Origin of the sequence: Micromonospora sp. NPDC005237 (assembly GCF_040607775.1) — a bacterium.
GTDB lineage: Bacteria > Actinomycetota > Actinomycetes > Mycobacteriales > Micromonosporaceae > Micromonospora.
This window is the reverse complement of record NZ_JBEXHJ010000003.1, coordinates 663,698-686,010: the sequence shown is the minus strand read 5'-3', so window position 1 is coordinate 686,010 and position 22,313 is coordinate 663,698. Positions and strand designations below refer to the sequence as shown.

The 22,313-nt window shown below is 72.9% G+C and carries 27 protein-coding genes and 1 riboswitch; of the genes, 16 read left to right on the top strand and 11 right to left on the bottom strand.

Going from position 1 to position 22,313, the window contains the following annotated elements:
• Nucleotides 1–6: 6 nt before the first annotated feature.
• From ybeY to ABZT87_RS12020, 5 genes are all read left to right on the top strand, one after another.
• Complete coding sequence (ybeY, locus tag ABZT87_RS12040; protein ID WP_007463954.1) at nucleotides 7–480, top strand: rRNA maturation RNase YbeY; 474 nt, start codon at nucleotides 7–9, stop codon at nucleotides 478–480.
• Entirely contained in the window at nucleotides 456–1,880 is a 1,425-nt protein-coding gene (locus tag ABZT87_RS12035) for a hemolysin family protein (protein WP_354862038.1), read from the top strand. Before ybeY ends, ABZT87_RS12035 begins: the two co-directional genes overlap by 25 nt.
• Nucleotides 1,873–2,259, top strand: coding sequence for a cytidine deaminase (locus ABZT87_RS12030; protein WP_234587216.1), 387 nt, complete (start codon nucleotides 1,873–1,875; stop codon nucleotides 2,257–2,259). Before ABZT87_RS12035 ends, ABZT87_RS12030 begins: the two co-directional genes overlap by 8 nt.
• Nucleotides 2,256–3,161: a GTPase Era gene (gene era, locus ABZT87_RS12025; RefSeq protein WP_354862025.1), complete on the top strand. Its 906-nt coding sequence runs from the start codon at nucleotides 2,256–2,258 to the stop codon at nucleotides 3,159–3,161. Before ABZT87_RS12030 ends, era begins: the two co-directional genes overlap by 4 nt.
• A gap of 163 nt (nucleotides 3,162–3,324) precedes the next feature.
• Entirely contained in the window at nucleotides 3,325–4,461 is a 1,137-nt protein-coding gene (locus tag ABZT87_RS12020) for an acyltransferase (RefSeq protein WP_355135318.1), read from the top strand.
• Here ABZT87_RS12020 and ABZT87_RS12015 read toward each other — a convergent pair.
• Nucleotides 4,448–5,254 (bottom strand): DUF4097 family beta strand repeat-containing protein, encoded by an 807-nt coding sequence (locus ABZT87_RS12015; RefSeq protein ID WP_355135316.1) that lies wholly within the window; start codon nucleotides 5,252–5,254, stop codon nucleotides 4,448–4,450. The two genes, ABZT87_RS12020 and ABZT87_RS12015, sit on opposite strands and share 14 nt — an antisense overlap.
• A 102-nt stretch (nucleotides 5,255–5,356) precedes the next feature.
• Here ABZT87_RS12015 and recO point away from each other — a divergent pair, with 102 nt between their 5' ends.
• From recO to ABZT87_RS11990, 5 genes are all read left to right on the top strand, one after another.
• A complete protein-coding gene (gene recO, locus ABZT87_RS12010; protein ID WP_355067065.1) occupies nucleotides 5,357–6,232 on the top strand; it encodes a DNA repair protein RecO in 876 nt (291 codons plus the stop codon).
• Between the two features lie 8 nt (nucleotides 6,233–6,240).
• Nucleotides 6,241–7,041: an isoprenyl transferase gene (locus tag ABZT87_RS12005; RefSeq protein WP_354862036.1), complete on the top strand. Its 801-nt coding sequence runs from the start codon at nucleotides 6,241–6,243 to the stop codon at nucleotides 7,039–7,041.
• 68 nt (nucleotides 7,042–7,109) lie between these two features.
• Nucleotides 7,110–7,295, top strand: a complete 186-nt coding sequence (locus ABZT87_RS12000) for a hypothetical protein (protein WP_121655421.1) — start codon at nucleotides 7,110–7,112, stop codon at nucleotides 7,293–7,295.
• Between the two features lie 275 nt (nucleotides 7,296–7,570).
• On the top strand, nucleotides 7,571–7,771 hold the full coding sequence (locus tag ABZT87_RS11995; protein ID WP_354854685.1) for a thioredoxin reductase: 201 nt from the start codon (nucleotides 7,571–7,573) through the stop codon (nucleotides 7,769–7,771).
• Nucleotides 7,768–8,529, top strand: a complete 762-nt coding sequence (locus tag ABZT87_RS11990) for a pirin family protein (RefSeq protein WP_355135314.1) — start codon at nucleotides 7,768–7,770, stop codon at nucleotides 8,527–8,529. The genes ABZT87_RS11995 and ABZT87_RS11990 overlap by 4 nt, the downstream gene beginning before the upstream one ends.
• 137 nt (nucleotides 8,530–8,666) lie before the next feature.
• On the opposite strand, the gene gndA is transcribed toward ABZT87_RS11990, so the two are convergent.
• Both gndA and ABZT87_RS11980 read right to left on the bottom strand, forming a co-directional pair.
• On the bottom strand, nucleotides 8,667–10,109 hold the full coding sequence (gene gndA, locus ABZT87_RS11985) for an NADP-dependent phosphogluconate dehydrogenase (protein WP_355067067.1): 1,443 nt from the start codon (nucleotides 10,107–10,109) through the stop codon (nucleotides 8,667–8,669).
• A gap of 145 nt (nucleotides 10,110–10,254) precedes the next feature.
• A complete protein-coding gene (locus ABZT87_RS11980) occupies nucleotides 10,255–10,551 on the bottom strand; it encodes an MTH1187 family thiamine-binding protein (RefSeq protein ID WP_354854679.1) in 297 nt (98 codons plus the stop codon).
• 290 nt (nucleotides 10,552–10,841) lie between these two features.
• Between ABZT87_RS11980 and ABZT87_RS11975 the strand changes: the two genes are divergently transcribed.
• Entirely contained in the window at nucleotides 10,842–11,222 is a 381-nt protein-coding gene (locus tag ABZT87_RS11975) for a hypothetical protein (protein WP_355067068.1), read from the top strand.
• Nucleotides 11,223–11,340: 118 nt separating this feature from the next.
• Here the strand turns inward: ABZT87_RS11975 and ABZT87_RS11970 are convergent, their stop codons facing one another.
• From ABZT87_RS11970 to ABZT87_RS11960, 3 genes are all read right to left on the bottom strand, one after another.
• Complete coding sequence (locus ABZT87_RS11970) at nucleotides 11,341–12,141, bottom strand: energy-coupling factor transporter transmembrane component T (protein WP_355067069.1); 801 nt, start codon at nucleotides 12,139–12,141, stop codon at nucleotides 11,341–11,343.
• Complete coding sequence (locus ABZT87_RS11965) at nucleotides 12,138–13,568, bottom strand: ABC transporter ATP-binding protein (protein WP_355135312.1); 1,431 nt, start codon at nucleotides 13,566–13,568, stop codon at nucleotides 12,138–12,140. Before ABZT87_RS11965 ends, ABZT87_RS11970 begins: the two co-directional genes overlap by 4 nt.
• Nucleotides 13,569–13,717: 149 nt before the next feature.
• On the bottom strand, nucleotides 13,718–14,305 hold the full coding sequence (locus ABZT87_RS11960; protein ID WP_355067070.1) for an ECF transporter S component: 588 nt from the start codon (nucleotides 14,303–14,305) through the stop codon (nucleotides 13,718–13,720).
• A 77-nt stretch (nucleotides 14,306–14,382) separates the two neighbouring features.
• Nucleotides 14,383–14,487, bottom strand: a riboswitch (TPP riboswitch).
• 107 nt (nucleotides 14,488–14,594) lie between these two features.
• On the opposite strand from ABZT87_RS11960, the gene ABZT87_RS11955 reads away from it, so the two are divergent.
• The 5 genes from ABZT87_RS11955 to ABZT87_RS11935 all read left to right on the top strand — a co-directional run bounded on the left by ABZT87_RS11955 (nucleotide 14,595) and on the right by ABZT87_RS11935 (nucleotide 19,395).
• A complete protein-coding gene (locus ABZT87_RS11955) occupies nucleotides 14,595–15,425 on the top strand; it encodes an alpha/beta fold hydrolase (protein WP_355067071.1) in 831 nt (276 codons plus the stop codon).
• 70 nt (nucleotides 15,426–15,495) lie between these two features.
• The gene (locus ABZT87_RS11950) at nucleotides 15,496–15,765 is read left to right on the top strand and encodes an AAC(3) family N-acetyltransferase (protein WP_355135310.1); all 270 of its coding nucleotides are present in this window, start codon (nucleotides 15,496–15,498) and stop codon (nucleotides 15,763–15,765) included.
• A complete protein-coding gene (locus ABZT87_RS11945; RefSeq protein ID WP_355135308.1) occupies nucleotides 15,762–16,511 on the top strand; it encodes an SIS domain-containing protein in 750 nt (249 codons plus the stop codon). The genes ABZT87_RS11950 and ABZT87_RS11945 overlap by 4 nt, the downstream gene beginning before the upstream one ends.
• Before the next feature lie 252 nt (nucleotides 16,512–16,763).
• Nucleotides 16,764–17,267, top strand: a complete 504-nt coding sequence (locus ABZT87_RS11940) for a DUF6328 family protein (RefSeq protein ID WP_354854666.1) — start codon at nucleotides 16,764–16,766, stop codon at nucleotides 17,265–17,267.
• Between the two features lie 121 nt (nucleotides 17,268–17,388).
• Nucleotides 17,389–19,395, top strand: coding sequence for an acyl-CoA dehydrogenase family protein (locus ABZT87_RS11935; RefSeq protein WP_355135306.1), 2,007 nt, complete (start codon nucleotides 17,389–17,391; stop codon nucleotides 19,393–19,395).
• Between the two features lie 173 nt (nucleotides 19,396–19,568).
• On the opposite strand, the gene ABZT87_RS11930 is transcribed toward ABZT87_RS11935, so the two are convergent.
• The 5 genes from ABZT87_RS11930 to ABZT87_RS11910 form a co-directional block, all read right to left on the bottom strand.
• The gene (locus tag ABZT87_RS11930; RefSeq protein WP_234587259.1) at nucleotides 19,569–19,736 is read right to left on the bottom strand and encodes a hypothetical protein; all 168 of its coding nucleotides are present in this window, start codon (nucleotides 19,734–19,736) and stop codon (nucleotides 19,569–19,571) included.
• A 159-nt stretch (nucleotides 19,737–19,895) separates the two neighbouring features.
• Entirely contained in the window at nucleotides 19,896–20,504 is a 609-nt protein-coding gene (locus ABZT87_RS11925; RefSeq protein ID WP_355135304.1) for a hypothetical protein, read from the bottom strand.
• Between the two features lie 203 nt (nucleotides 20,505–20,707).
• Nucleotides 20,708–21,106 (bottom strand): Fur family transcriptional regulator, encoded by a 399-nt coding sequence (locus ABZT87_RS11920; protein ID WP_203150761.1) that lies wholly within the window; start codon nucleotides 21,104–21,106, stop codon nucleotides 20,708–20,710.
• Nucleotides 21,103–21,402, bottom strand: coding sequence for a metalloregulator ArsR/SmtB family transcription factor (locus ABZT87_RS11915; RefSeq protein WP_354854660.1), 300 nt, complete (start codon nucleotides 21,400–21,402; stop codon nucleotides 21,103–21,105). Before ABZT87_RS11915 ends, ABZT87_RS11920 begins: the two co-directional genes overlap by 4 nt.
• 42 nt (nucleotides 21,403–21,444) lie before the next feature.
• The gene (locus ABZT87_RS11910) at nucleotides 21,445–22,311 is read right to left on the bottom strand and encodes a metal ABC transporter permease (RefSeq protein WP_354854658.1); all 867 of its coding nucleotides are present in this window, start codon (nucleotides 22,309–22,311) and stop codon (nucleotides 21,445–21,447) included.
• Nucleotides 22,312–22,313 lie beyond the last annotated feature (2 nt).

Genomic DNA, 22,313 nt, shown 5'->3' with positions numbered 1-22,313 from the left:
AAGCAGTTGTCCATCGAGATCGCCAACGAGTCCGGTGTCGAGGTCGACACCGACGCCGTGCTCGCCGTCGCCCGGCACGCCCTCGACGAGATGGGGGTCAACCCCCTCGCCGAGCTCTCCGTGCTGCTGGTCGACATCGACTACATGACCGAGCTGAACCACCGCTGGATGGGTGGGGACGGCCCGACCGACGTGCTCGCCTTCCCGATGGACGAGGGAAGCGTCGACCACGGTCCGGGCGAGAGCGCCCCCGCCGGCGGCGAGCCGGCCCTGCTCGGTGACATCGTGCTCTGCCCCGAGGTCGCGGCCAAGCAGGCGGCGACCGCCGGGCACGCCTCAGCCGACGAGCTGCACCTGCTCACCGTTCACGGGGTGCTGCACCTGCTCGGCTACGACCACGCCGAGCCGGAGGAGGAGCGCGAGATGTTCGCTCTGCAGGCTCGACTGCTGGCGAGCTGGCGGTCGACCCGCACCCAGTGATGTCCACTCCTTCGTTACTCGCGGTCGGCCCCACGGCCGGCCTTCCCGACCTGCAACTGATCGTCTTCGCGGCGGGCCTGGTGGTGCTGGGCGGTGTGATCGCCATGACCGAGGCGGCGCTCGCCGCGGTCTCGCCGGCCCGGGCCGCCGAGCTGGCCCGGGACGGTGTGCGCGGCGCCCGGACCCTCCAGGTCGTGGCCTCGGACGTCGTCCGGCACCTCAATCTGCTGCTGTTGCTGCGGCTGCTCGCCGAGCTGACCGCCACCACGCTGGTGGCGTTGGTCGCGGTGGACAGCTTCGGCGCCGGCTGGCGTGCCGCGCTGGTCACCGCCGGCGCGATGACCGTGGTCAGCTTCGTGGTGGTCGGTGTCGCGCCGCGCACCATCGGCCGGCAGCACGCGTACGCGGTGGGCCGGGCGGTCGCGCCGCTGGTCCGCTGGCTGGGCCGCGCGCTCAACCCCCTCGCGTCGCTGCTCATCCTGATCGGCAACGCGGTCACCCCGGGGCGCGGCTTCCGGGAGGGGCCGTTCGCCAGCCAGGTGGAGCTGCGTGAGCTGGTGGACCTGGCCGAGCAGCGCGGCGTCGTGGAGCACGGCGAGCGTCAGATGATCCATTCGGTCTTCGCGCTCGGCGACACCATCGCCCGCGAGGTGATGGTCCCGCGTACCGAGATGGTGTGGATCGAGGAGGGCAAGACCCTCGCCCAGGCGTTGGTGCTCTTCCTGCGGTCGGGTTTCTCCCGCATTCCGGTGATCGGGGAGAGCGTCGACGACGTGCTCGGGGTGCTCTACCTCAAGGACCTGATCCGGCGGTCGCGGGGCGGCGACCCGGACGCCGAGCAGTTGCCAGTGGCCGAGCTGATGCGCCCGGCCACCTTCGTCCCGGAGTCCAAGCCGGTCGACGATCTGCTGTCGGAGATGCAGGCGGCCCGCAACCACCTGGTCATCGTGGTCGACGAGTACGGCGGCACCGGTGGTCTGGTCACCATCGAGGACATCCTGGAGGAAATCGTCGGTGAGATCACCGACGAGTACGATGTCGAACGCCCGCCGGTCGAACGCCTCGCGGACTCCTCGGTGCGGGTGACCGCCCGCCTGCCGGTGGAGAACCTGGGCGAGATGTTCGGCGCCGATCTGCCCACCGACGAGGTGGAGACGGTCGGTGGCCTGCTCGCCCAGTCGCTGGGACGGGTGCCGATCCCCGGAGCGCAGGCCGAGGTGGCCGGCCTCCGGCTGGTCGCCGAGGGCACCACGGGCCGGCGCAACCGGATCGACACCGTCCTGGTCAGCAGGGTGGAGTCGGGCGACGAGCAGGACAGCACCGGGCGCGGCGACCATGCCGGCCCCGGGGACGACCCGGATCATTACCGAGACGAGGAGAGGCAAGCCGCCGATGCCTGAGACACCCGCCGCGCCCGCCGCCCGGCCCACCCCCACCGCACCGGGACCGCTGAGCGCCGAGGACGGCAAGCTCGTCGTCCTGGCCCGGGGCGCCCGCGGGCGGGTCGGTGCCGTGGAGGGGGCCGCGGTCCGGGACTCCGACGGCCGGACGTACGCGGCGGCCAGCGTCGCGCTGCCCTCGCTGACTCTCACGGCCCTGCAGTTGGCGGTGGCCTCTGCCGTGGCCGCCGGTGCGGGCCGGTTGGAGGCGGCGGTGGTGGTGACCGAGGCGTCGACGCTTGACGGCGCCGGGCACGCCGCGGTACGCGACCTCGCCGTGGACGCGCCGATCCACGTGGCCGCCCCGGACGGCACCGTGCTCGGCACGGTGACCCAGTGAGCCCCGTCCGGGATCCGGAGCCGCGTCCGTACCGGGCCGGGTTCGGCTGCTTCGTGGGCCGGCCCAACGCCGGCAAGTCCACCCTGACGAACGCCATCGTCGGCACCAAGATCGCGATCACCTCGAACAAGCCGCAGACCACCCGGCACGTCATCCGGGCGGTGCTGCACCGTCCGGAGTCGCAGCTGGTTCTGGTGGACACGCCGGGTCTGCACCGCCCCCGTACGCTGCTCGGTGAGCGCCTCAACGACCTGGTCCGCTCGACCTGGACCGAGGTCGACGTGATCGGCCTGTGCATCCCGGCGGACGAGCCGGTGGGGCGCGGCGACCGGTTCATCACCGGCGAGCTGGCCGAGCTGAAGGCGACCGTGCTGGCGGTGGTCACCAAGACCGACCTGGTGGACAAGCGCCGGCTAGCCGAGCAGTTGCTCGCGGTCAGCGAGCTGGGCGAGTTCGCCGAGATCGTGCCGGTGAGCGCCGTCTCCGGGCACCAGGTGGACACGCTCGTCGACGTGATGACCAAATACCTGCCGCCGTCGCCCCAGCTCTACCCGGACGACATGCTGACCGACGACCCGGAGCAGGTGATGGTCGCCGAGCTGATCCGGGAGGCGGCCCTGGAGGGCGTCCGCGACGAGCTGCCACACTCCATCGCCGTGGTGGTCGAGGAGATGATCCCCGAGGGTCAGGTCATGAAGATCTACGCCGACCTGTACGTGGAACGGCCCAGCCAGAAGGCCATCGTCCTCGGTCACAAGGCGAGCCGGCTCAAGGAGGTCGGCACGAACGCCCGCCGGCAGATCGAGGAGCTGCTGGGCAGCCGGGTCTATCTCGACCTGCACGTGCGGGTCGCGAAGGACTGGCAGCGCGACCCGAGGCAGTTGCGCAAGCTGGGCTTCTGAGCGTCATCCGGCGGCCCTGCTGAGGGGCGGGTGCCGGTCGGCCTGATCGTTTCCGGTTAGCCCCATGGGCAGCCTCACGATCGGCCGGGGTCGGCGTCGTTTGGCGCGCGGGCCGCGAAGGGTAGGGGAGAAAGCACCGCGTCCCCGATCCAGATGCAGGCTGATGCGCAACAGATACCTCGATCTGCTCCGTTTCCTCGCCATCGTCCGGGTGGTCGTCTACCACGTCACCGGCTGGGCGACCCTCACCCTCGTCTTCCCCGCCATGTCGGTGATGTTCGCGCTGGCCGGCTCGTTGATGGCCGCCTCGCTCGCGCGGTCCGGCCCGGTGGCGGTCGGCCGCCGGTTGCGCCGGCTGTTGCCGTCGCTGTGGGTGCTGGCGGCGGTCTTCGTGCCGGCCATGCTGCTCACCGGGCTGGCGCTGTCGCCCCGGGTGCTGCTGTGGCTGTTCCCGATCACCGACCCGCCGGCGAACAACTGGGGCGCCCTGGCGCTGAGCATCATCTGGTACCTGCGGGACTACCTGTGGTTCGTGCTCGCCTCGCCGGTCGCGCTCTGGCTGTTCCGGCGGGCCCCGTTGCCCACCCTGCTCGCCCCGTACGTGGTGCTGGTGACGATCGAGGTGGGGATCTACCCGGCGCCGCCGGTGGTGCGCGAGTTCGGCCTGTACTTCGGCGCGTGGCTGCTCGGCTTCGCCCACCACGCCGGGATGCTGCGTCGACTCACCGGCCGGGTGCTGTACCCGCTGTCGCTGGGCCTCGCGGTCGTCGGCGGGGCCTGGATCGTCACGCATCCCGGCCCGCGCGGGTACGACCTCAACGACAACCACCTCGGCAACGCGCTCTGGTCGGCCGCGTTCATCCTGGTCGTGCTGGGTCGGGCGCCGGCCGGGGTGGCCTGGCTGGAGCGCAGCCGGCTGGCCGAACGGGTGGTGACCGTGTTCAACCGGCGGGCGCTCACCATCTATCTCTGGCACATGCCGTTCGTGGTGGCGCTCACCCCGCTGGTCGACGTGGTCGGTTGGTCGCACCAGGACCCGGTGGGGCTGGCTGTCCGGGTGCTGCTGGTCTTCGCGCTTGTCGGTCTGGTCACCCTGGCCGTCGGCTGGGTCGAGGACGTCGCCGCCCGTCGCCGCCCGGAGCTGATTCCCGCCGGCTCGTCGCGCCCGACCGGCCCGCCGGCCCCCTCCGACAGTGGTCCGGCGGGTCGTCTCGGAGTCGGCGAGACCGTCGGACGGGCGGCGGTACCGGCGCAGCGGGTGTCCGGAGCGGCGGCGACCGTCGAGATCAACGCTGGCTGATCGACACGTCGCCGCTGCCGGCCGAGCCGTCGAGCACCAGGGAGGCGGCCGGGTCGTCGGTGACGGTGATCCGGGCGTCGCCGGAGCCGGTGTTGGAGCGGACCCGGTAACTGCCGGCCGGCACCACCAGCGAGACGTCCCCGCTGGAGGCGTGCAGACGCGCCGAGGCGGCGGTCTCCAGCTCGACGACGACGTTGCCGGAGCCGGCCTCGGCGTCCGTCGTTCCGCCCACGCGGCGAGCCGTGATGTCGCCGGAGCCGGCGCGCAGTCGTACGGCCGAACGGGCCTCGCTCAGCTCGATGTTGCCGGAGCCGGTCTCCACGTCGATCGCACCGGCGACGTCGCTGATCCGCACGTCGCCCGAGCCCAGCCGCAGCTTCACCGCGCCGACCCTGGTCAGCTCGACGTCACCCGAGCCGCTCTCGCCCTGCACGGTCACGCCCCCGGGGACGGTCACCTCGTACGAGACGCTGCACCGGTCGCCGCAGTCGGTGTCCAGCACCAGCTCGCTGTCCTTGATCTCGTACCGGGCCTTGGGTTCGCCGCCCTGATAGCGCACGACCCGCTTGATCCGTGCCTCGCCCGCCGCGCCGCCGCCTCGGACGATCACGTCTCCGGAGCCCCCCTGCACCCGGATGGTGCTGATCTTCACCGCCTCGGTGTTGTCGTAGTCGAGCCGGCGGAAGGACAGGTTGTCGCACCCGGCGAGCAGGATGAGGGCGGTGGCCAGCCCCAACGCGACGGGCGCGGTGGCGTGGCGACGACGGGCGGCGGTGGTCTCGTGCAGTGCCATGACGAGCACGCTACGGCCGGTGACGAGCCGGGCGCATCGGGGTTCGTCCGCGCGTCCACCCCGAACCAACCCTGATTTCACACCCCGAGGGAGAATGGTCCGATGGCCGGGTACCGCCGACAGCTCTACCGCGACGACGCGGTGGTGCTGCGCGTTCAGAAGCTCGGCGAGTCCGACCGGATCATCACGCTGCTCACCCGCCGGCACGGCCGGCTGCGGGCGGTCGCCCGGGGGGTCCGGCGCACGATGAGCAAGTTCGGCGCCCGGCTGGAGCCGTTCGGTCACGTCGACCTCCAACTCGCCGGTGACCCCAAGGGCAACCACGGCAGCTCGCTGCACACGGTCAGCCAGGTCGAGGGCATCGAGCTGTACGGCAAGCGGTTCCTCGGCGACTATCCCCGCTACACGGCGGCCAGCGCGATCGCCGAGACCGCCGAGCGGCTGACGCCGGTCGAGCGGGAGCCGTCGCTGCGGCTGTTCCAGCTCACCGTGGGGGCGTTGAAGGCGCTGTCCCGGGGCGAACACGCGACCACGCTGGTGCTCGACGCGTACCTGCTGCGCGGGATGGCTCTCGCGGGCTGGGCTCCGGCGCTGATCGCCTGCGCGGTCTGCGGCACCCCCGGGCGGCACCGCGCGTTCTCCGTGCCGGCCGGCGGCGCGGTCTGCCCGGACTGCCGGCCGCCCGGCGCGGCCCATCCCGCGCCGGCCACCATCGACCTGATGTCCGCGCTGACCACCGGCGACTGGGTGGTCGCCGACGCCACCGAGACCGGTGTACGTCGGGAGTGCAGCGGGCTGGTCGCGGCGCACCTCCAGTGGCATCTGGAACGCGCGCTACGCTCGCTGCCGCTGGTCGACCGGGGGCCCTCGGTCGCCGGCACGGTCCCGCCGCCGGGCGGCGGTGGGGCTGCGATGCTCCGGCCGCGCGGTGACGTCGAGGCCGGTGCGGACGGCACGAGCAGGGAGAGAGCCGAGTGATCCGATCGATGAGGTCCGGCCGGCGGGAGCCGACGCCACCGACGCCGCACCCGTCCGGTGCCCGGCCGCCGGCGCTGCCGAGCGAGGCGGTGCCGAAGCACGTGGCCGTCGTGATGGACGGCAACGGCCGGTGGGCCAAGGAGCGCGGGTTGCCCCGCACCAAGGGCCACGAGGCGGGGGAGCACAGCCTCTTCGACACCATCGAGGGCGCGATCGAGATGGGCATCCCCTACCTGTCGGCGTACGCGTTCTCCACCGAGAACTGGCGGCGCTCGCCCGACGAGGTCCGGTTCCTGATGGGGTTCAACCGGGACGTGATCCGTCGACGCCGCGACCAGCTGGTCGACCTCGGCGTCCGGGTGGTCTGGTCGGGGCGGCCGGGGCGGTTGTGGAAGAGCGTCATCTCCGAGTTGCAGACCGCCGAGGAGATGTCCCGGGGCAACTCGACGCTGACCCTGCAGTTCTGTGTGAACTACGGCGGGCAGGCCGAGATCGGCGACGCCGCCGCGGCGATCGCCCGGGACGTGGCGGCCGGTCGACTGGACCCGTCGAAGGTCACCGAGAAGACCGTCGCGAAATACCTGTACCACCCGGAGATCCCGGAGGTGGACCTGTTCCTGCGGCCCTCCGGCGAGGAGCGGATCTCCAACTTCCTGCTCTGGCAGACCGCGTACGCCGAGTTGGTCTTCCTGGACACCCTCTGGCCGGACTTCGACCGCCGCCACCTCTGGTACGCGTGCGAGCTGTACGCCCAGCGGGACCGGCGGTTCGGCGGCGCGCTGCCCAACCCGGTGGCTCCGACGGTCTGAGCGAGGCTTATCCACCCGTCACGCTGGGTATCAGGAACGTCAGAAGCCACTGACGGAGGTGAACCCACATGATCCAGAAGCGCATTGCCCAGTGGGCGGTGATGGCGATCGCGGTGCCGCTGGCCGCGGCCGGCGCCCGCCGGCTCAGCCACACCCTGGAGGCCCGGCGTGGTCCCTCCGGGGCGACCCGGCTGCTGACCAGGGGCGCGGATCTGATCCGCCCGCAGAAGGCCAAGCGCCGCCGGTTCTGGTAACGCGAGACCACCCTCCCGGCGCCGCCCCGCACACGACGTGCGGGGCGGCGCCGGCGTCTCACCCTGTCGATCATGGATTTGTGGTGGCCGGTTCGGCCGCATTCACGACTTTCGTTCACCGCCACAACTCCATGATCGACGCGGCCGGGGTGGGGGCCTGGGTTGGTTGTTTCGGGGTTCGGGGAGGTGGGGGCAGGTAGGGTCCGGAGGTGGCGGGACTCGGCGGGAATCGGCGGCTGGGGGTGGATATGCGGGATCTCCGGTACAAAATGATCATGGCGTTGAACGCGGCGGATCTGGGCGACCCGATCTGCGAACAGGTCGCCGAGATCTGCGCCGAGATCGCCGAGCAGCACTGCGCGGAGTTCGGTCACACGCCGCAACTGCGCACCGGTGAGATCGCCGAGCTGGTCACCGGTGAACCGGCCCTGACCTGGGCGCCGTCGACTCCCGACGCCGGGCAGCGTGCCTGGTGACCGCACCCGCGCCGTCGGTCGACCTGCGTCGGGCCGAGGACCGGTTCGCCACCCGGATCTCCTGGTTGGACTCCAAGCACTCCTTCTCGTTCTCCCGGCACTACGACCCGGCCAACACCCACCACGGGTTGCTGCTGGTGAACAACGACGACGTGGTCCGGCCCGGCGCCGGCTTCGAGACCCACCCGCACGAGGACATGGAGATCGTCACCTGGGTGCTGCGCGGCTCACTCGTGCACCAGGACTCCACAGGCCACTCCGGGGTGATCTACCCCGGCCTGGCGCAGCGGATGAGCGCCGGCACCGGCATCCTGCACTCGGAGAAGAACGACGCCTGGCGGCTCAACAACCAGGCGCCGCACAGCGACCCCGTGCACTTCGTGCAGATGTGGGTGCTCCCCGATGAACAGGGCGTCGACCCCGGCTACGAGCAGCTGGAGATCGAGGACGAGTTGCTGCGCGGCGGCCTGGTGCCGATCGCGTCCGGGATGGACCGCTACGACGGCGCGTCCGCGATCCGGATCCGCAACCGGTACGCGACCCTGCACGCCGCCCGACTCGGCCCCGGCGACGAGGTCACCCTCCCGGACGCGCCCTTCGTGCACCTGTACGTGCCGAACGGCACGGTGACCCTGGAGGACAGCGGCCCGCTCGGCACCGGCGACGCCGCCCGGCTCACCATGACCGGCGGCCGGCGGGTGACCGCCCACGAGCCGGCCGAGATCCTCGTCTGGGAGATGCACGCCACGGTCGCCTGACGGGTGCCCACGCGTACCTGCCGTCGGGTCCCATGATCACGCTCGAACATGGATGTAGTGGCCTCCCGTTGTCGGAAGGCCACCACATCATGGATCGAGCACGATCTTGCGGGGCGCGGCGCGCGGGGCGATTCCGGCTACGCCGGGGACTCGGTCTTCTCGCCGGCCCAGGTGGTGTGGAACGAGCCCTCGCGGTCGACGCGCTGGTAGGTGTGCGCGCCGAAGTTGTCCCGCAGGCCCTGGATCAGCGCGGCGGGCAGCCGCTCGGCGCGCAGCCCGTCGAAGTACGCCAGCGACGACGAGAACGCCGGCGTCGGCACCCCCGCCCGGGCCGCGTCGGCCACGACCCGCCGCCAGCTCGGCACGCCGGCCGCGACCGCCTCGGCGAAGTACGGCGCCACGAGCAGCGTCGGCAGGTCGGGCTGCTCGTCGTACGCCTCGCGGATGCGGTTCAGGAAGCGGGCGCGGATGATGCAGCCGCCCCGCCAGATGGTCGCCGTGCCGCCGAGGTCGATGTCCCAGTCGTATTCCTGGCTGCCGGCCCGGATGTGGTCGAAGCCCTGCGCGTACGCGACGATCTTGGAAGCGAGCAGCGCCCGGCGCACGTCCTCCACGAACGCGTCCCGGTCGGCGACCTGCCACTTCTCACCGGCGTCCGGGAACGCCCGCCGGGCCGCCTCGCGCTGGTCGACGTGCCCGGACAGCGAGCGGGCGAACGTCGCCTCGGCGATCCCGGTGATCGGGATGCCCAGGTCGAGGGCGCTCTGCACCGTCCACCGGCCGGTGCCCTTCTGCTCGGCCCGGTCCTGCACGACGTCGACGAACGCGCGGCCGGTCGCCGCGTCGGTGTGCGCGAGCACGTCGGCGGTGATCTCGATGAGGAAGGACTCCAGCTCGCCGTTGTTCCAGTCGCGGAAGATCTCCGCGATCTCCGCCGGCTTCGCGCCCAGGCCGGACCGGAGCAGGTCGTACGCCTCGGCGATGAGCTGCATGTCGGCGTACTCGATGCCGTTGTGCACCATCTTGACGAAGTGCCCGGCGCCGTCCGGCCCGACGTGCATGCAGCACGGCACGCCGTCCACGTGGGCGGCGATCTTCTCGAACATCGGCCCGAGCTTGGCGTACGACTCGGCGGAACCGCCCGGCATGATGCTCGGCCCGAGCAGCGCGCCCTCCTCACCACCGGAGACGCCGGTGCCGCTGAAGTGCAGCCCCTGCGCGCGCAGCGACTCCTCCCGGCGACGGGTGTCGGCGAAGTGGGCGTTGCCGCAGTCGACGATGATGTCGCCCTCCTCCAGCAGCGGCACCAGCTCGTCGATCACGGCGTCGGTGGGCGCACCGGCCTTGACCATCACGATCACCGCGCGGGGCCGTTCCAGCGACGCCACGAAGTCGGCCATCGACTCACCGGGCACGAAGGAGCCCTCGTCACCGTGCTCGGCGACGAGGCTGCGGGTGCGCTCCGGCGACCGGTTGTGCACCGCCACGGTAAAGCCGTTGCGGGCCAGGTTGCGGGCCAGGTTTCGGCCCATCACCGCCAGCCCGGTCACGCCGATCTGCGCCGTCGCCTGCTCAGCCATTCGTGCCGCCACCTCTCGCCGTCGAACTATCCTGCTGCGACCGTATCGCGGCGCGCGGCATCGTGGGCGGGTCGTCCCACGGCGGGTCACCGCCTGGTCGCGGCCCGTTCGCCCGGCGCGTCCACACCTCGACCGGCAGCCACGCTCACCCCTGGGCCAGTCGATCCTCCACACGCGCCACCTTCGCGGTGAGCGCATCGGTGACCCCGGGCCGAACGTCGGCCTTCAGGACGACGCTCACCCGGGGCGCCTGCGCGGCCACCACGTCGACCGCCCGCTTCACCACCGCCATCACCTCGTCCCACTCGCCCTCGACGGTGGTGAACATGGCATCGGTCCGGTTGGGCAACCCGGACTCGCGGACCACCCGTACCGCCTCGGCAACCAGGTCACCCACGGAGTCGCCGGCACCGAGCGGAGTGATCGAGAACGCGATCAGCATGCGCCGATCGTGCCAGGAAATCGGGTGCGCGTCTCATCGGGCGGTGGTTAGGGTTCGGGCATGCGTAACTGACGCCCCACTTCCCGAGCCGGCCCGCCGCCCCGCGATCGCGGTCCGTGCGCTCCCGGGCGTCGCGCGTCTCCGTCCACCGTTCGGCGGTGTTGACCCAGCCCGATCCCCGGTGAGCAGTCCCTTCCCATTCGACCGTCGCGTTGCCACGGTCACCAGCCGATCCGACCGACCGCGGGAGCGCGGGACCGCCGGGAAGGTCGGCACCGAAGGAGGCCCGGATGCCCGCCAGGCGCAATCCGAAGAAGACCCGTACGCCCGCGCCGACGCCGCTGGGCACCGACCCGGCGGCCGGCCACGGCCCGCTCCCACCCACCCGCCCCGACCTCCCGGTCGAACCGATCGAGCCGGCGCTGCCAGCCGTGCTGACCGAGCCGGCGGCGCCGGTGGAGCCCGCGTTGCCTGCGGCGCTGGTCGAGCCGGCGCTGGCCGTCGACGTGCCGGCGGCGGTCGACGCGCCGACGGTGGACGATCTGCCGAAGACCGCCGGGCGACCGACGGCACCGACGGCCGGGCCACCGCAGGCCGGCGGTAACCGCTCGGGCGGTGGCCGCAGCCAACGGGCCGGCCAGCCCCGCCGGTACGCCTTCCGCCGGAGCTGACCGACCCGACCCGTCGGGGCGGTGGCACCAATGTCGGTGATGTGGTGGCCTGCGCAGTGCAGGAGACCACCGCATCACCGAGGTGGTGCGGATCGTCTCGACTGGCTGAGCGGCCCGCTCAGCCGATCAGCGGGCGGAAGGTGCCGAGGAGCACGCTTGTGGTCAGGGCTGCTCCGGCCAGCGCGGCCGCCCCGGCGATCAGCAGCGCGTCGGCGAGGCCGAAGCGCTGGCGTCGGGCGACGGTACGGGGTGTGTCGCCGTCGAAGCCGCGCGCGTCCATGGCGACGGCCAGCCGGGTGCCCCGGCGGATCGCCCCGACCAGCAGCGCGAACGCCGTGGACGCGAACAGCCGCAGCTTCGCCACCGGGTTGCGTCCGGCGTCGACGCCGCGTGCCCGCCGGGCCATGCTGATCATCTGCCATTCCTGACCGAGCAGCGGCACCAGCCGGAACGCGGCCAGCGACCCGACGGCGAACCGCGCCGGCGCCTTCGCGTTCTGGATCAGCGCGTCCGCCAGGTCGGTCGGGTCGGTGGTGGCGAAGACGATCACGCCGGGCAGGGCCACCGCGAAGACCCGCAGCACCAGGCCGAGAGCGGTGCGCAGCACGCCGGTGCTCACCAGCACCGGCCCGGCGTCCAGCAGGATCCGGCCGGACTGGTCGGCGGCGAAGAGCACCAGGGTGACCAGGATGCCGGCGGCGCTGAGCAGCAGGGGCAGGGCCCGCCGGGCCAGCATCCGGTAGCGGACGCCGAACAGCGGCAGGACGGCCAGTTCGACCGCGATGGCGATCGCCGGCGCCACCGGGTCGAGCGTCGCCAGCAGGGTGAACGAGAAGACCAGCGCGGCGGCCACCTTCGCCACCGGGTTGCGCCGGGCCAGCGGGGCGCCGGGCGCGGCGATCGGCTCGATGCTGATCACCGGGCGCCGTCCGGTGCCCGCTGGAGGGTGACCGTGCGATCGGCGAGCGCGGCGACGAAGTCGAGGTCGTGGGTGACCGTGACCACGCCGTGCCCGGCGTCCCGCAGGTCGGCGAAGAGGTCGACCAGCTCCCGCCAGGTCCGCCGGTCCTGCCCGAAGGTCGGTTCGTCGCAGATCAGCAGGCGGGGCGCCGTGGCCAGGGCCGTCGCCACGCTCAGTCGCCGCGCCTCCCCACCGGAGAGGGTGTACGGGTTGGCGGCCGCGAGTCGGGTCAGCCGCAGCCGGTCCAGCAGCCCCGCGGCGGTCTCCCGGACGGCAGCCTCGGGTTGACCCGTCCGGCGTGGCCCGAGCGCCAGCTCGTCGAAGACGGTGCCGGTGACGAACTGGTGCTCCGGGTCCTGGAAGACCGACCCGATCCGTCGGGCCAGCGCGGGCGCTCGCCAGCGGTGCGGGGGAGCGCGGTGGTCGGCGCCGGCCAACTCGGCCGAGGCGGTGACGCGGCCGGCGCCCGGTTTGAGCAGGCCGCCGAGCAGCAGCGCCAGGGTGGACTTGCCGGCGCCGTTGGGTCCGCGTACGGCGAGTGCCTCTCCGGCGCGTACCGCCAGGTCGGTGGGGCCCAGCCGGGGCGGCAGGCCGAGCCGGTCGGCGGTGAGCAGCAGGTCGCCAGGGGCGGCGGTGGCCGTGCGGGGTGCGATGGGGTGACCGGGCACCCAGACGCCCTCGGCGGCGAGGGCAGCGCCGTGCGCGGCGAAGACCGCCTCGGGCGTCCCGTCCGCGCGGACCCCGCCGCCAGGCTCCAGGACGACCACCCGGTCGACCAGTGGCAGCGCCTCGGCGACCCGGTGTTCGACCAGGATCAGTGTGGTGTCGGCGTCCAGCGCGCCCGCCACCGCGCCCCGGACCAGGTCGGCCCCGTCCGGGTCGAGGTTGGCGGTCGGCTCGTCGAGCAGCAGCAGGCCGGGCCGCAGGGCAAGCGCGCCGGCCAGGGCCAGGCGTTGCTGCTCGCCGCCGGAGAGCGCGGCAGTGCTGCGGTCGCGGGGGTACGGGAAGCCGACCCGCCGCAGCGCTTCGTCGACCCGGGGCCAGATCTCGTCCGTCGGCACGCCCCGGTTCTCCAGCCCGAACGCGACGTCGTCGCCGCTGCGCGCCATCACCAGCTGGGTCTGCGGGTCCTGGAAGACGATGCCGACCCGTTCCCGCGCCTTGCGGGGGTCGAGCCCGTCGATCTCGACGGTGCCCTCCTGCTCACCGGAATCCTCGGGCAGCAGCCCGGCCAGCGCGGTGAGCAGGGTGCTCTTACCGGCCCCGGAGGGCCCGAGCAGCAGCACCCGTTCTCCGGCCTCGACCCGCAGATCCACCCCGCGCACGGCCCAGGCCCGCCGCCCGGCATGCCGCCACCCGAACCCCCGCAGCAGTACCCCGCCCACCCAACACCCCCTCCCGGCCGTCTCCCGGCCGTCTCCCGGCCGTCCTCCCGCCGTCTTCCCGCCGTCTCCCCGCCGGTGATCAAGAGGTTTGCGTCAGAATTCCGGCTTCCGTTGACGCAAACCTCTTGATCACCGGGACAGTTGCGCCCTCAGATGAGGGCGCGGTTTCGGCCTACCGGGAAGCGGTCCAGCGCGCCGGTGTTGGCCAGGGCGCGGGTGAGCAGCCAGCCGCCCACGCCAGCGATGATCGTGGCGCTGACGATGGTGAGCAGGGCGTACGGGATGCGGTAGTCGCCCAGCGCGTAGTCGACGTTCCAGACGAAGAAGTCGAACAGCGCCGCGCTGAGACCGGTCAGCGCGCCGGCCAGCACGGCGGTCGGCAGCCGGTACGACCGGTACCGGAAAGCGGCGAACGCCAGCTCGGCCCCGATGCCCTGCACGATGCCCTGGGGGATCACCGTGCCGGCCCACTGGCTGCCCAGCAGCGCGGAGACGACCGCGGCCACCGTTTCGCAGTAGAGCGCGGCGCCGGGCTTGCGGATGACCAGGCCGCCGACGACGGCCGGCAGCAGCCAGACGCCGTAGATCAGCGTCTGCGCGGGCGGGAAGAAGGCGAACGCGCCCTCGGTGGCGCTCCAGACCAGGCCCCAGGCCCAGAAGATGACGCCGAAGGCGACCGCGATCACCGAGGCGACCACGATGTCGATGGTGCGCCAACGGCTGGTGGTGTTGTCCATGCTGTGCTCCCAGTTCAGTGGAACGAACCAGGAGAAGACGCACGCCGCGCGCCCGGTGGCACCGGACTCACGGCGCGGCTGGAGGTCGACCGAACTCCCTGCGCTGGCATTACCCAGATCAGGTTCGAGGGTCTGCGGGCGTGCCCGCACTCTCAGCGCTGTGCGCTCCCCTGTCGGATGTGAAGTTGTCTCGGTGACGCTAGCACCGACCAGGGGTAACGGCCCAGCAGGGCATTCGGCCGCCCGCGCATCAGGGCCGGCGCTCGGCCGGCTGGGTAGGCTGCCGATCATGCAGGTCGACGCGCGAGGTCTCACGTTCGAGATAGGCACCGGCGGCCCGGCCGACGGCATTCCCGTCCTCCTGCTGCACGGCTTCCCGCAGCACAGCGGCGAGTGGGACGACGTCGTGCCGGCACTGCACGCCGCCGGGCTGCGCACGTACGCGCTGGACCAGCGGGGCTACTCGCCGGGTGCCCGGCCGGAGGCGGTGGTCGCGTACCGGATTCCGGAACTGGTCGCCGACGTGGTGGCGGTGCTCGACGCGCTCGATGTGGACGCCGTCCACCTGGTCGGCCACGACTGGGGCGCGATCGTGGCCTGGGCGGTGGCCGCCGCGCACCCCGAGCGGGTCCGTACGTTGACCGCGGTGTCCGTGCCGCATCCGGCGGCCATGGCGCACGCTCTCGCCACCGACGGCCAGCAGAAGGCGCGCTCGTCGTACATCGCGCTGTTCCGCAAGCCGGGCAAGGCCGAGAAGGTGCTGCTGGCGTGGCACGCGACGGCGCTGCGCAAGATGCTCGGCGGGGTGGGTGACGCCTCCCGGGTGGACCGCTACGCCGACCCGATGCGCGAGCCGGGTGCGCTCACCGCCGCCCTGAACTGGTACCGGGCCATGTCCCGTGCCGACCTGGCCGGCGTCGGCCCGGTCGCGGTACCCACCACCTACGTCTGGAGCGACCGGGACGTCGCCATCGGGCGGACCGCCGCCGAGGCGTGCGAGGCCAATGTCACCGGTGACTACCGCTTCGTACCGCTGCCCGGGGTGAGCCACTGGATTCCGGACGCCGCACCCGCCGCGCTGGCCGAGGCGGTCCTGGCCCGGATCGCCGGGACGGCCTGAGCCGTGCCGTGCCGAGACGCGCCGGGCAGACCAGCGTCGGGCCGTCGGGCGTCGGGCCGTCGGGCGCCGGGTGGGCCGGCGCCGGGCGGAGGAGCGCCGTGACGGCACCTGCCGGCGGGCCGGACACCCGTCGCTCGCTCGCCGCGCAGCTGCGCCTGCTGGGTGTACGCCCCGGCTCGACGCGGGCGACTTCGGCGCGTTGGGTCGGGACCTGGAGGCCACCGGGGCGGTGCGCTGCGGCCCGCTGGGCGCGGGGACGGGGAGGTTGGTACGCCAGCGGGCGGCGGTCGACTTCGCGGTGCAGTGGATGGCCCGCAACCGGACGACGGAGGACGCATGAGTGTGAGCGCCGAGGACTACCTGGCCGTGGTGACCGAGACGATCGGCCGGGTGGCCGCCAGCCAGCGGGATGCGGTCGGGCGGGCCGCCGATCTGATCGCCGAAGCGGTACGCGCCGACGGGGTGGTGCACGCCTTCGGCACCGGGCACTCGGAGGCCCTCGCCATGGAGATCGCCGGTCGGGCGGGTGGTCTGGTGCCCACCAACCGGATCGCGCTGCGTGACCTGGTGCTGCTCGGCGGCGAACCGGCCGATCGTCTCGGGCCGCTGCTGGAGCGGGACCCGGCGGTGGCGCACCGGCTCTGGGAGCTGGCCCCCGTACGCCCTGCCGACGTCTTCGTGCTCGCGTCGAACTCCGGGGTCAACGGCGCGATGGTCGAGTTCGCCACGCTGGTCAAGGAGCATGGTCACCCGCTGGTGGCGATCACCTCGGCGCAGCACTCCGGCCGGATGACGTCCCGCCACCCGTCCGGGCGCAAGCTGGCCGACCTCGCCGACGTGGTGCTCGACAACGGCGCACCGTACGGCGACGCGACCCTGCCGCTGCCCGGCGGTGGCGCGGTCGGCGCGGTCTCCTCGATCACGGCGGCGCTGCTGGCGCAGCAGATCACCGTGGAGGTCGTCGCCCGGTTGCTGGCAGCGGGGGAGCGGCCCCCGGTCTACCTGTCGGCGAACATCCCGGACGGCGACGCGCACAACACGGCCCTGGAGGCCAGATACGCCGGCCGGATCCGCCGCGGCTCCTGACCCCCGGCGGCGCGGGCGATGGCGCGACCCGGGCGGTCGGCATGGCGCGGGCGGGCGACGGCACGGCGGGTGGCGCGGGCGGCTCGGCTTGGGGCGGGCGGGCGACGGCACGGCGACCGGGCGATGACCGGCGGGCGACGGGGAGATGGCCGGAACGTGTCGTGAGCCTGTTTCGCGCTCGGCCGTGTGGGGCATTGGCGTTGCTGCCGGCGGCTGGGACCGCCGGCAGTACCGTCTGACCGGAGGTAGCGCGTGTCCAAGGAGACCGAGAAGCAGCGTTGGCAGCGCAACTTCGCCGACCTGTTGCAGGAGCTGCGGGTCGCCCAGACCGGCGTGCAGATCCTCTTCGCCTTCCTGCTCACCCTGCCGTTCAGCAACGGGTTCACCCGGACCAGCGAGTTCCAGCGGGACGTCTACATCGTCGCGCTGCTCGCCGCGGCCGCCGCCACCGCGATGATCATCTCGCCGGTGGCGTTCCACCGGGCGCTGTTCCGTCAGGGGCGCAAGCCGGAGCTGGTGCGGTTCGCGCACCGGATGGCCACCGGCGGCCTCGCCTTCATGCTGATCGCGATGGTCAGCGCGGTCCTGCTGATCACCGACTTCGTGCTGGACCGGCCGATCGCGTTCCTGCTCAGCGCGCTGGCCGGGCTCTGGTTCCTCCTGTTCTGGGTGATCCTGCCGTTCGCCCGCCGCAACTGGGGGGACGACGACATCGACGACGACGATGACGACCCGGACACGCTCAGCGGCCGCTGACCCCGCCGGAGCAGCGAGCAGACGATCCGCACGCAGCGCTACCCCTGGGTAACAACCGGGGGTAGCGTGACGGTAGTCGCGCACGTCGACGCAGCCGCAACCGAGGTTCGAGGGGGCAGCCGTGACCACGACGCAGAATGGCCGACCGGCACCGGACGGCCCCGACTCCGAAGCCGGCAGCGTCACACCGGGCAGCACCGGGCCGTTGCCGGCGGAGGCGGGGCAGGTCTCCGAGAAGGAGGCCCGGCAGGTCGCCGAGGCCGCCCGGGAGTCCACCTGGGATCGGCCCAGCTTCGGCAAGGAGCTGTTCCTCGGGCGGTTCCGGCTCGACCTGATCGATCCCTGGCCCCGCTCCGACCCGGACGACGTGGCCCGCGCCGAGGAGTTCCTTGGTCGGTTCCGCGCCTTCCTCACCTCCGAGGTGGACGGCGCTGCCATCGAACGGGACGCCTCCATTCCGGACGCCGTGTTCCACGGGCTGGCCGACCTCGGCGCGTTCGGCATGAAGATCGACCGCAAGTACGGCGGCCTCGGGCTGAGCAACCTGCACTACTGCCGGGCGCTGATGCTGGCCGGCTCGGTCAGCCCGGCGATCGGCGCGCTGCTCTCGGCCCACCAGTCGATCGGGGTGCCGCAGCCGCTGAAGATGTTCGGCACCGCCGAGCAGAAGCAGCGCTTCCTGCCCCGGCTCGCCGCGGGCGAGGTCTCCGCGTTCCTGCTCACCGAGCCGGACGTGGGCTCCGACCCGGCCCGGCTCGCCACCACCGCCGAGCCGACCGAGGACGGCACCGGCTACCGACTCAACGGGGTCAAGCTCTGGGCCACCAACGGCATCGTCGCGACCCTGCTGGTGGTGATGGCCCGGGTGCCCGCCGCCGAGGGTCGGCGCGGCGGGATCACCGCGTTCGTGGTGGACGGCGACAGCGCGGGCATCACCGTGGAGCGGCGCAACGAGTTCGTCGGCCTGCGCGGTCTGGAGAACAGCCTGACCCGGTTCCACGACGTGTTCGTGCCGGCGGAGAACGTCATCGGCGGTGAGGGCAAGGGGCTCAAGATCGCCCTGACCACGCTGAACACCGGTCGGCTCTCGCTGCCGGCCATGTGCGTGGGCGCCGGCAAGTGGTCGTTGAACGTGGCCCGGGGGTGGGCCGCCGACCGCGTCCAGTGGGGCCGGCCGGTGGGCGAGCACGAGGCGGTCGCCCAGAAGCTCTCCTTCATCGCCGCCACCACGTACGGCATGGAGACCATGCTCGACCTGTGCTGCCTGCTCGCCGACGACGACCGCAACGACATCCGGATCGAGGCGGCGCTGGTCAAGCTGTACGCCAGCGAGATGGCCTGGAAGATCGCCGACGAGCTGATCCAGATCCGGGGCGGGCGTGGCTACGAGACGGCCGACTCGCTGGCCGCCCGCGGCGAACGCCCGGCCAACGTCGAGCAGGTGCTCCGCGACCTGCGGATCAACCGGATCTTCGAGGGCTCGACCGAGATCATGCATCTGCTGATCGCCCGGGAGGCGGTCGACGCCCACCTCTCGGTGGCCGGCGACATCATCGACCCGGAGGCGGGGCTCGGCCGCAAGGCCCGCGCCGGCGCCCGTGCGGGAGCGTTCTACGCGAGGTGGCTGCCCACCCTCGCGGTCGGCAAGGGCCAGAGCCCATCGGCGTACGCCGAGTTCGGGCCCCTGGCCGCGCACCTGCGCCAGGTGGAACGGTCGTCGCGCAAGCTGGCCCGGTCGACGTTCTACGCGATGTCCCGCTGGCAGGGAAAGCTGGAGCGCAAGCAGGCGTTCCTCGGGCGCGTGGTGGACATCGGCGCGGAGTTGTTCGCGATGTCCGCCGTCTGCGTCCGGGCGTCCGCCGAGCGCGACACGCGGCCGGAGAACGTCGAGCTGGCCGACCTGTTCTGCCGGCAGGCCCGGGTCCGGGTGGACGCGCTGTTCACGGCACTCTGGGACAACACCGACTCCGTCGACACGGCCGCCGCCAAGCGGATCCTCGCCGGCCGCTACGCGGGGCTGGAGGAGGGGGTCGTCACCCCGTCCGACGAGTTGCCCTGGGTGGCCCGCTGGTCGCCCGGCCCGTCCACCGCCGAGGACGTCCGCCGCCGCATCCCGCCGAAGCCGTAACCTCCGACCCCGCGGCCTGACCCCCTGCGGCCCGCCCGCCGGGCCGCCCCTCGCCGCTGTTCGCGCCGGCCGGACTGGTCGCGTTGGCCGCGCTTGCCGTGCCGGCCGCGCTTGCCGTGCTGCGTTTGCGCGTGCCGTGCCGCCGCGGCGTGGCCTGGCTGCCCGGCGCGCTGTCAGCGGGCGACCGCCCAGGCCAGCACCCCCGCCAGGATCAGACCGTTGAGCCCGGCCAGGGCGAGGTACGCCGCGGGTGGGATCTTCCTGCCCCGGCGGACGAGGGAGACCAGGACGGCGGCGTAGCCGAGCAGCAGTACGGCGATGACGATCAGGAAGTAGAACACCCGAAGACCTTAACGGCCGGCGTGCCGCACGCAGGTTGTGGCACGCGACGGCAGCTGGTGGTCGATCCACACCAGGTCGCCGAGGTGGGGGCATCCGGCGGCCCGGACAGACCCACATCGGCGATCTGGTGTGGATCAAGCCAGGGGCGTACCGCAGGTTCAGCGGCCTCTGCTGCGCAGGCCGAGTTGGCGTAGCTCCAGCGCGGCCAGGGCGTCGACGGTGTCGTCGTCGCCACGTCGCCACGCCTCGGCGACGTCCGGCGCGATCCGGGTCAGCCGGCCCAGCGGCTGGGTGGCCAGCGCGCGTAGCGCGAGCAGATCCCGCCCGGCCGGCCCGGCGGCCAGCTTCGCGGCCGATCCGGCCCGGCGCATCCAGCGCAGCCGCAGCGGCAGCCAACCGAAGAGCACCAGGCCGAGCGGGAAGATCAGCACCGCGACGGTGAGGGCGAGGGCGAGCTGGTCGACCAGGTGCTGCTGGTCGCGGCCGGCGTCGGCGAGACCCCGGGCGGCGTCGGCGGCCCGCTGGAAGGGCGCGGTCAGCTCGTCACCGACCAGCGGCACCCGCCGGACCTTGCCGCCGGCGTCGGCGAGGTTGTCGGCGAGGCCACTGCCGGCGCCCTCCAGCTTCTGCCCGGGTACGGCGAGCTTCTGCACCAGGTCGTGCAGCCAGAGCGCGGCGCGGATCGCGACGTACACCCAGGCGACGACGAGCAGGTCGGTGAGCAACTGGCGGACGGCGGTCGGAAACCGATCGGCGTAGATCTTCACGCCGGACAGCGTGCCACGAACGGTCCCCGCCCGGCACCCGTCGATCGGTGGCCGGGGTGACCCCGGCCCGGAGCGCCGCAGGCTCCGCTCCCCGCCACCGCCGCCCGGTTGGGGGACCGGCGATCAGGCGAGCCGCAGGTCCCCGAACGCGACGGTGTCGCCCACCGGCTGGACCGGGCTGAACCGAAGGTCGGCCACGCTGGTCAGCGGACGCAGGCCGGGCAGGTGCCGAAGATCTCCAGGGTGTGGCTGACGTCGGCGTAGCCGTGTTGTGCGGCGACCCGGTCGGCCCAGCTCTCCACCGCGGGGCCGGCCACCTCGACCGTACGCCCGCAGGCCCGGCAGACCAGGTGGTGGTGGTGCCCCTCGCTGCACCGGCGGTAGAGGTGCTCGCCGCCCGGCGGGCGCATCACGTCGATCTCGCCCGCGTCGGCCAGCCCCTGCAGGGTGCGGTAGACAGTCGTGAGGCCGACCCGCTCACCGCGCTGCCGGAGCATCGCGTGCAGGTCCTGGGCGCTGTGGAAGCCCTCCATCTCGCCCAGCAGCGCGCTCACCGCCGAGCGCTGCCGGGTGTTGCGCACCGCGGCGCCGCTCTCGCTCATGATCCCTCCCCGGCGTGGCTGACCGCGTCCGCCACGATGTGCGCGACGTGCTCGTCGACCAGGCTGTAGGCGATCTCCCGGCCCCGGCGGGAGCCCCGCACCACGCCCGCTCCGCGCAGCACCCGCAGGTGCTGGGACACCAGCGGCTGTGCCGCGCCCAGCTTCTCCACCAGCTCGTGCACGCACCGCTCGCCGCTGGCCAGCTCGCTGACGATGGCCAGCCGGATGGGCGCCGACAGGGCCCGGAGCAACTCGCTGGCTCCGTCGAAACCCTCGTAGCCTGTTGCGCTGGTCATCTTGCAACGGTAACCAATACCACCGACATCCGCCGATCGGGCTCAGTGCAGGACGACCTCGTGCGGTTCCGGCGCCGGTACGGGGGCCGGCGCGGTGCGGCGGCGTACCGCCCGCCAGAGCGCGCCAGCCACGGCCACCACCAGGAACGAGGCGATCGCCAGCAGCACCACCGAGGCGCCGGGCGGGGTGTCGGCGGTGGCCGCCACCCAGACGCCGGAGCCGGCAGCGAAGAACCCGAGCGCCATCGCGGCGGCCATCGTGCTGCGGAAGCCCCGGGTGACCTGCTGGGCGGTGGCCACCGGAACCACCATCAGCGCGCTGATCAGCAGCACTCCGACGGCCCGCATCGCGATGGTCACCGTGACCGCTGTGGTGACCGCGATCAGCAGGTTGAGGGTGCGCACCGGCAGGCCGGACACGCGGGCGTACTCCTCGTCGTGGCTGATCGCGAAGAGCGCCGGCCGCAGCACGATCATGGTGAGCAGGATCGCCGCGCCGAGCACGCCGACGGTGATCAGGTCGGTGGTCGAGGTGGAGAGCAGGGACCCGAACAGGTAGGCGTTGAGGTTGGCGCTGGTCGCGTCCGAGAGGCCGACCAGCAGGACGCCGCCGGCGATGCCGCCGTAGAAGAGCAGCGCCAGGGCCAGGTCGCCGGAGGTCCGCCCGCGCGCGCGGACCACCTCGATGGCGATCGCGCCGACCGTGGCGACGATCACCGCCACCAGCACCGGCGAGCGGTTGAGGAGCAGGCCGGCGCCGACGCCGGTCAACGCCACGTGGCCGATGCCGTCGCCGATCAGCGTCAGTCGGCGCTGCACCAGGTAGATGCCGAGCGCCGGCGCGGCCAGGCCGATCACCAGCGCGCCGATCAGGGCGCGTTGCATGTAGGGGTACTGGAAGAGTTCCATGG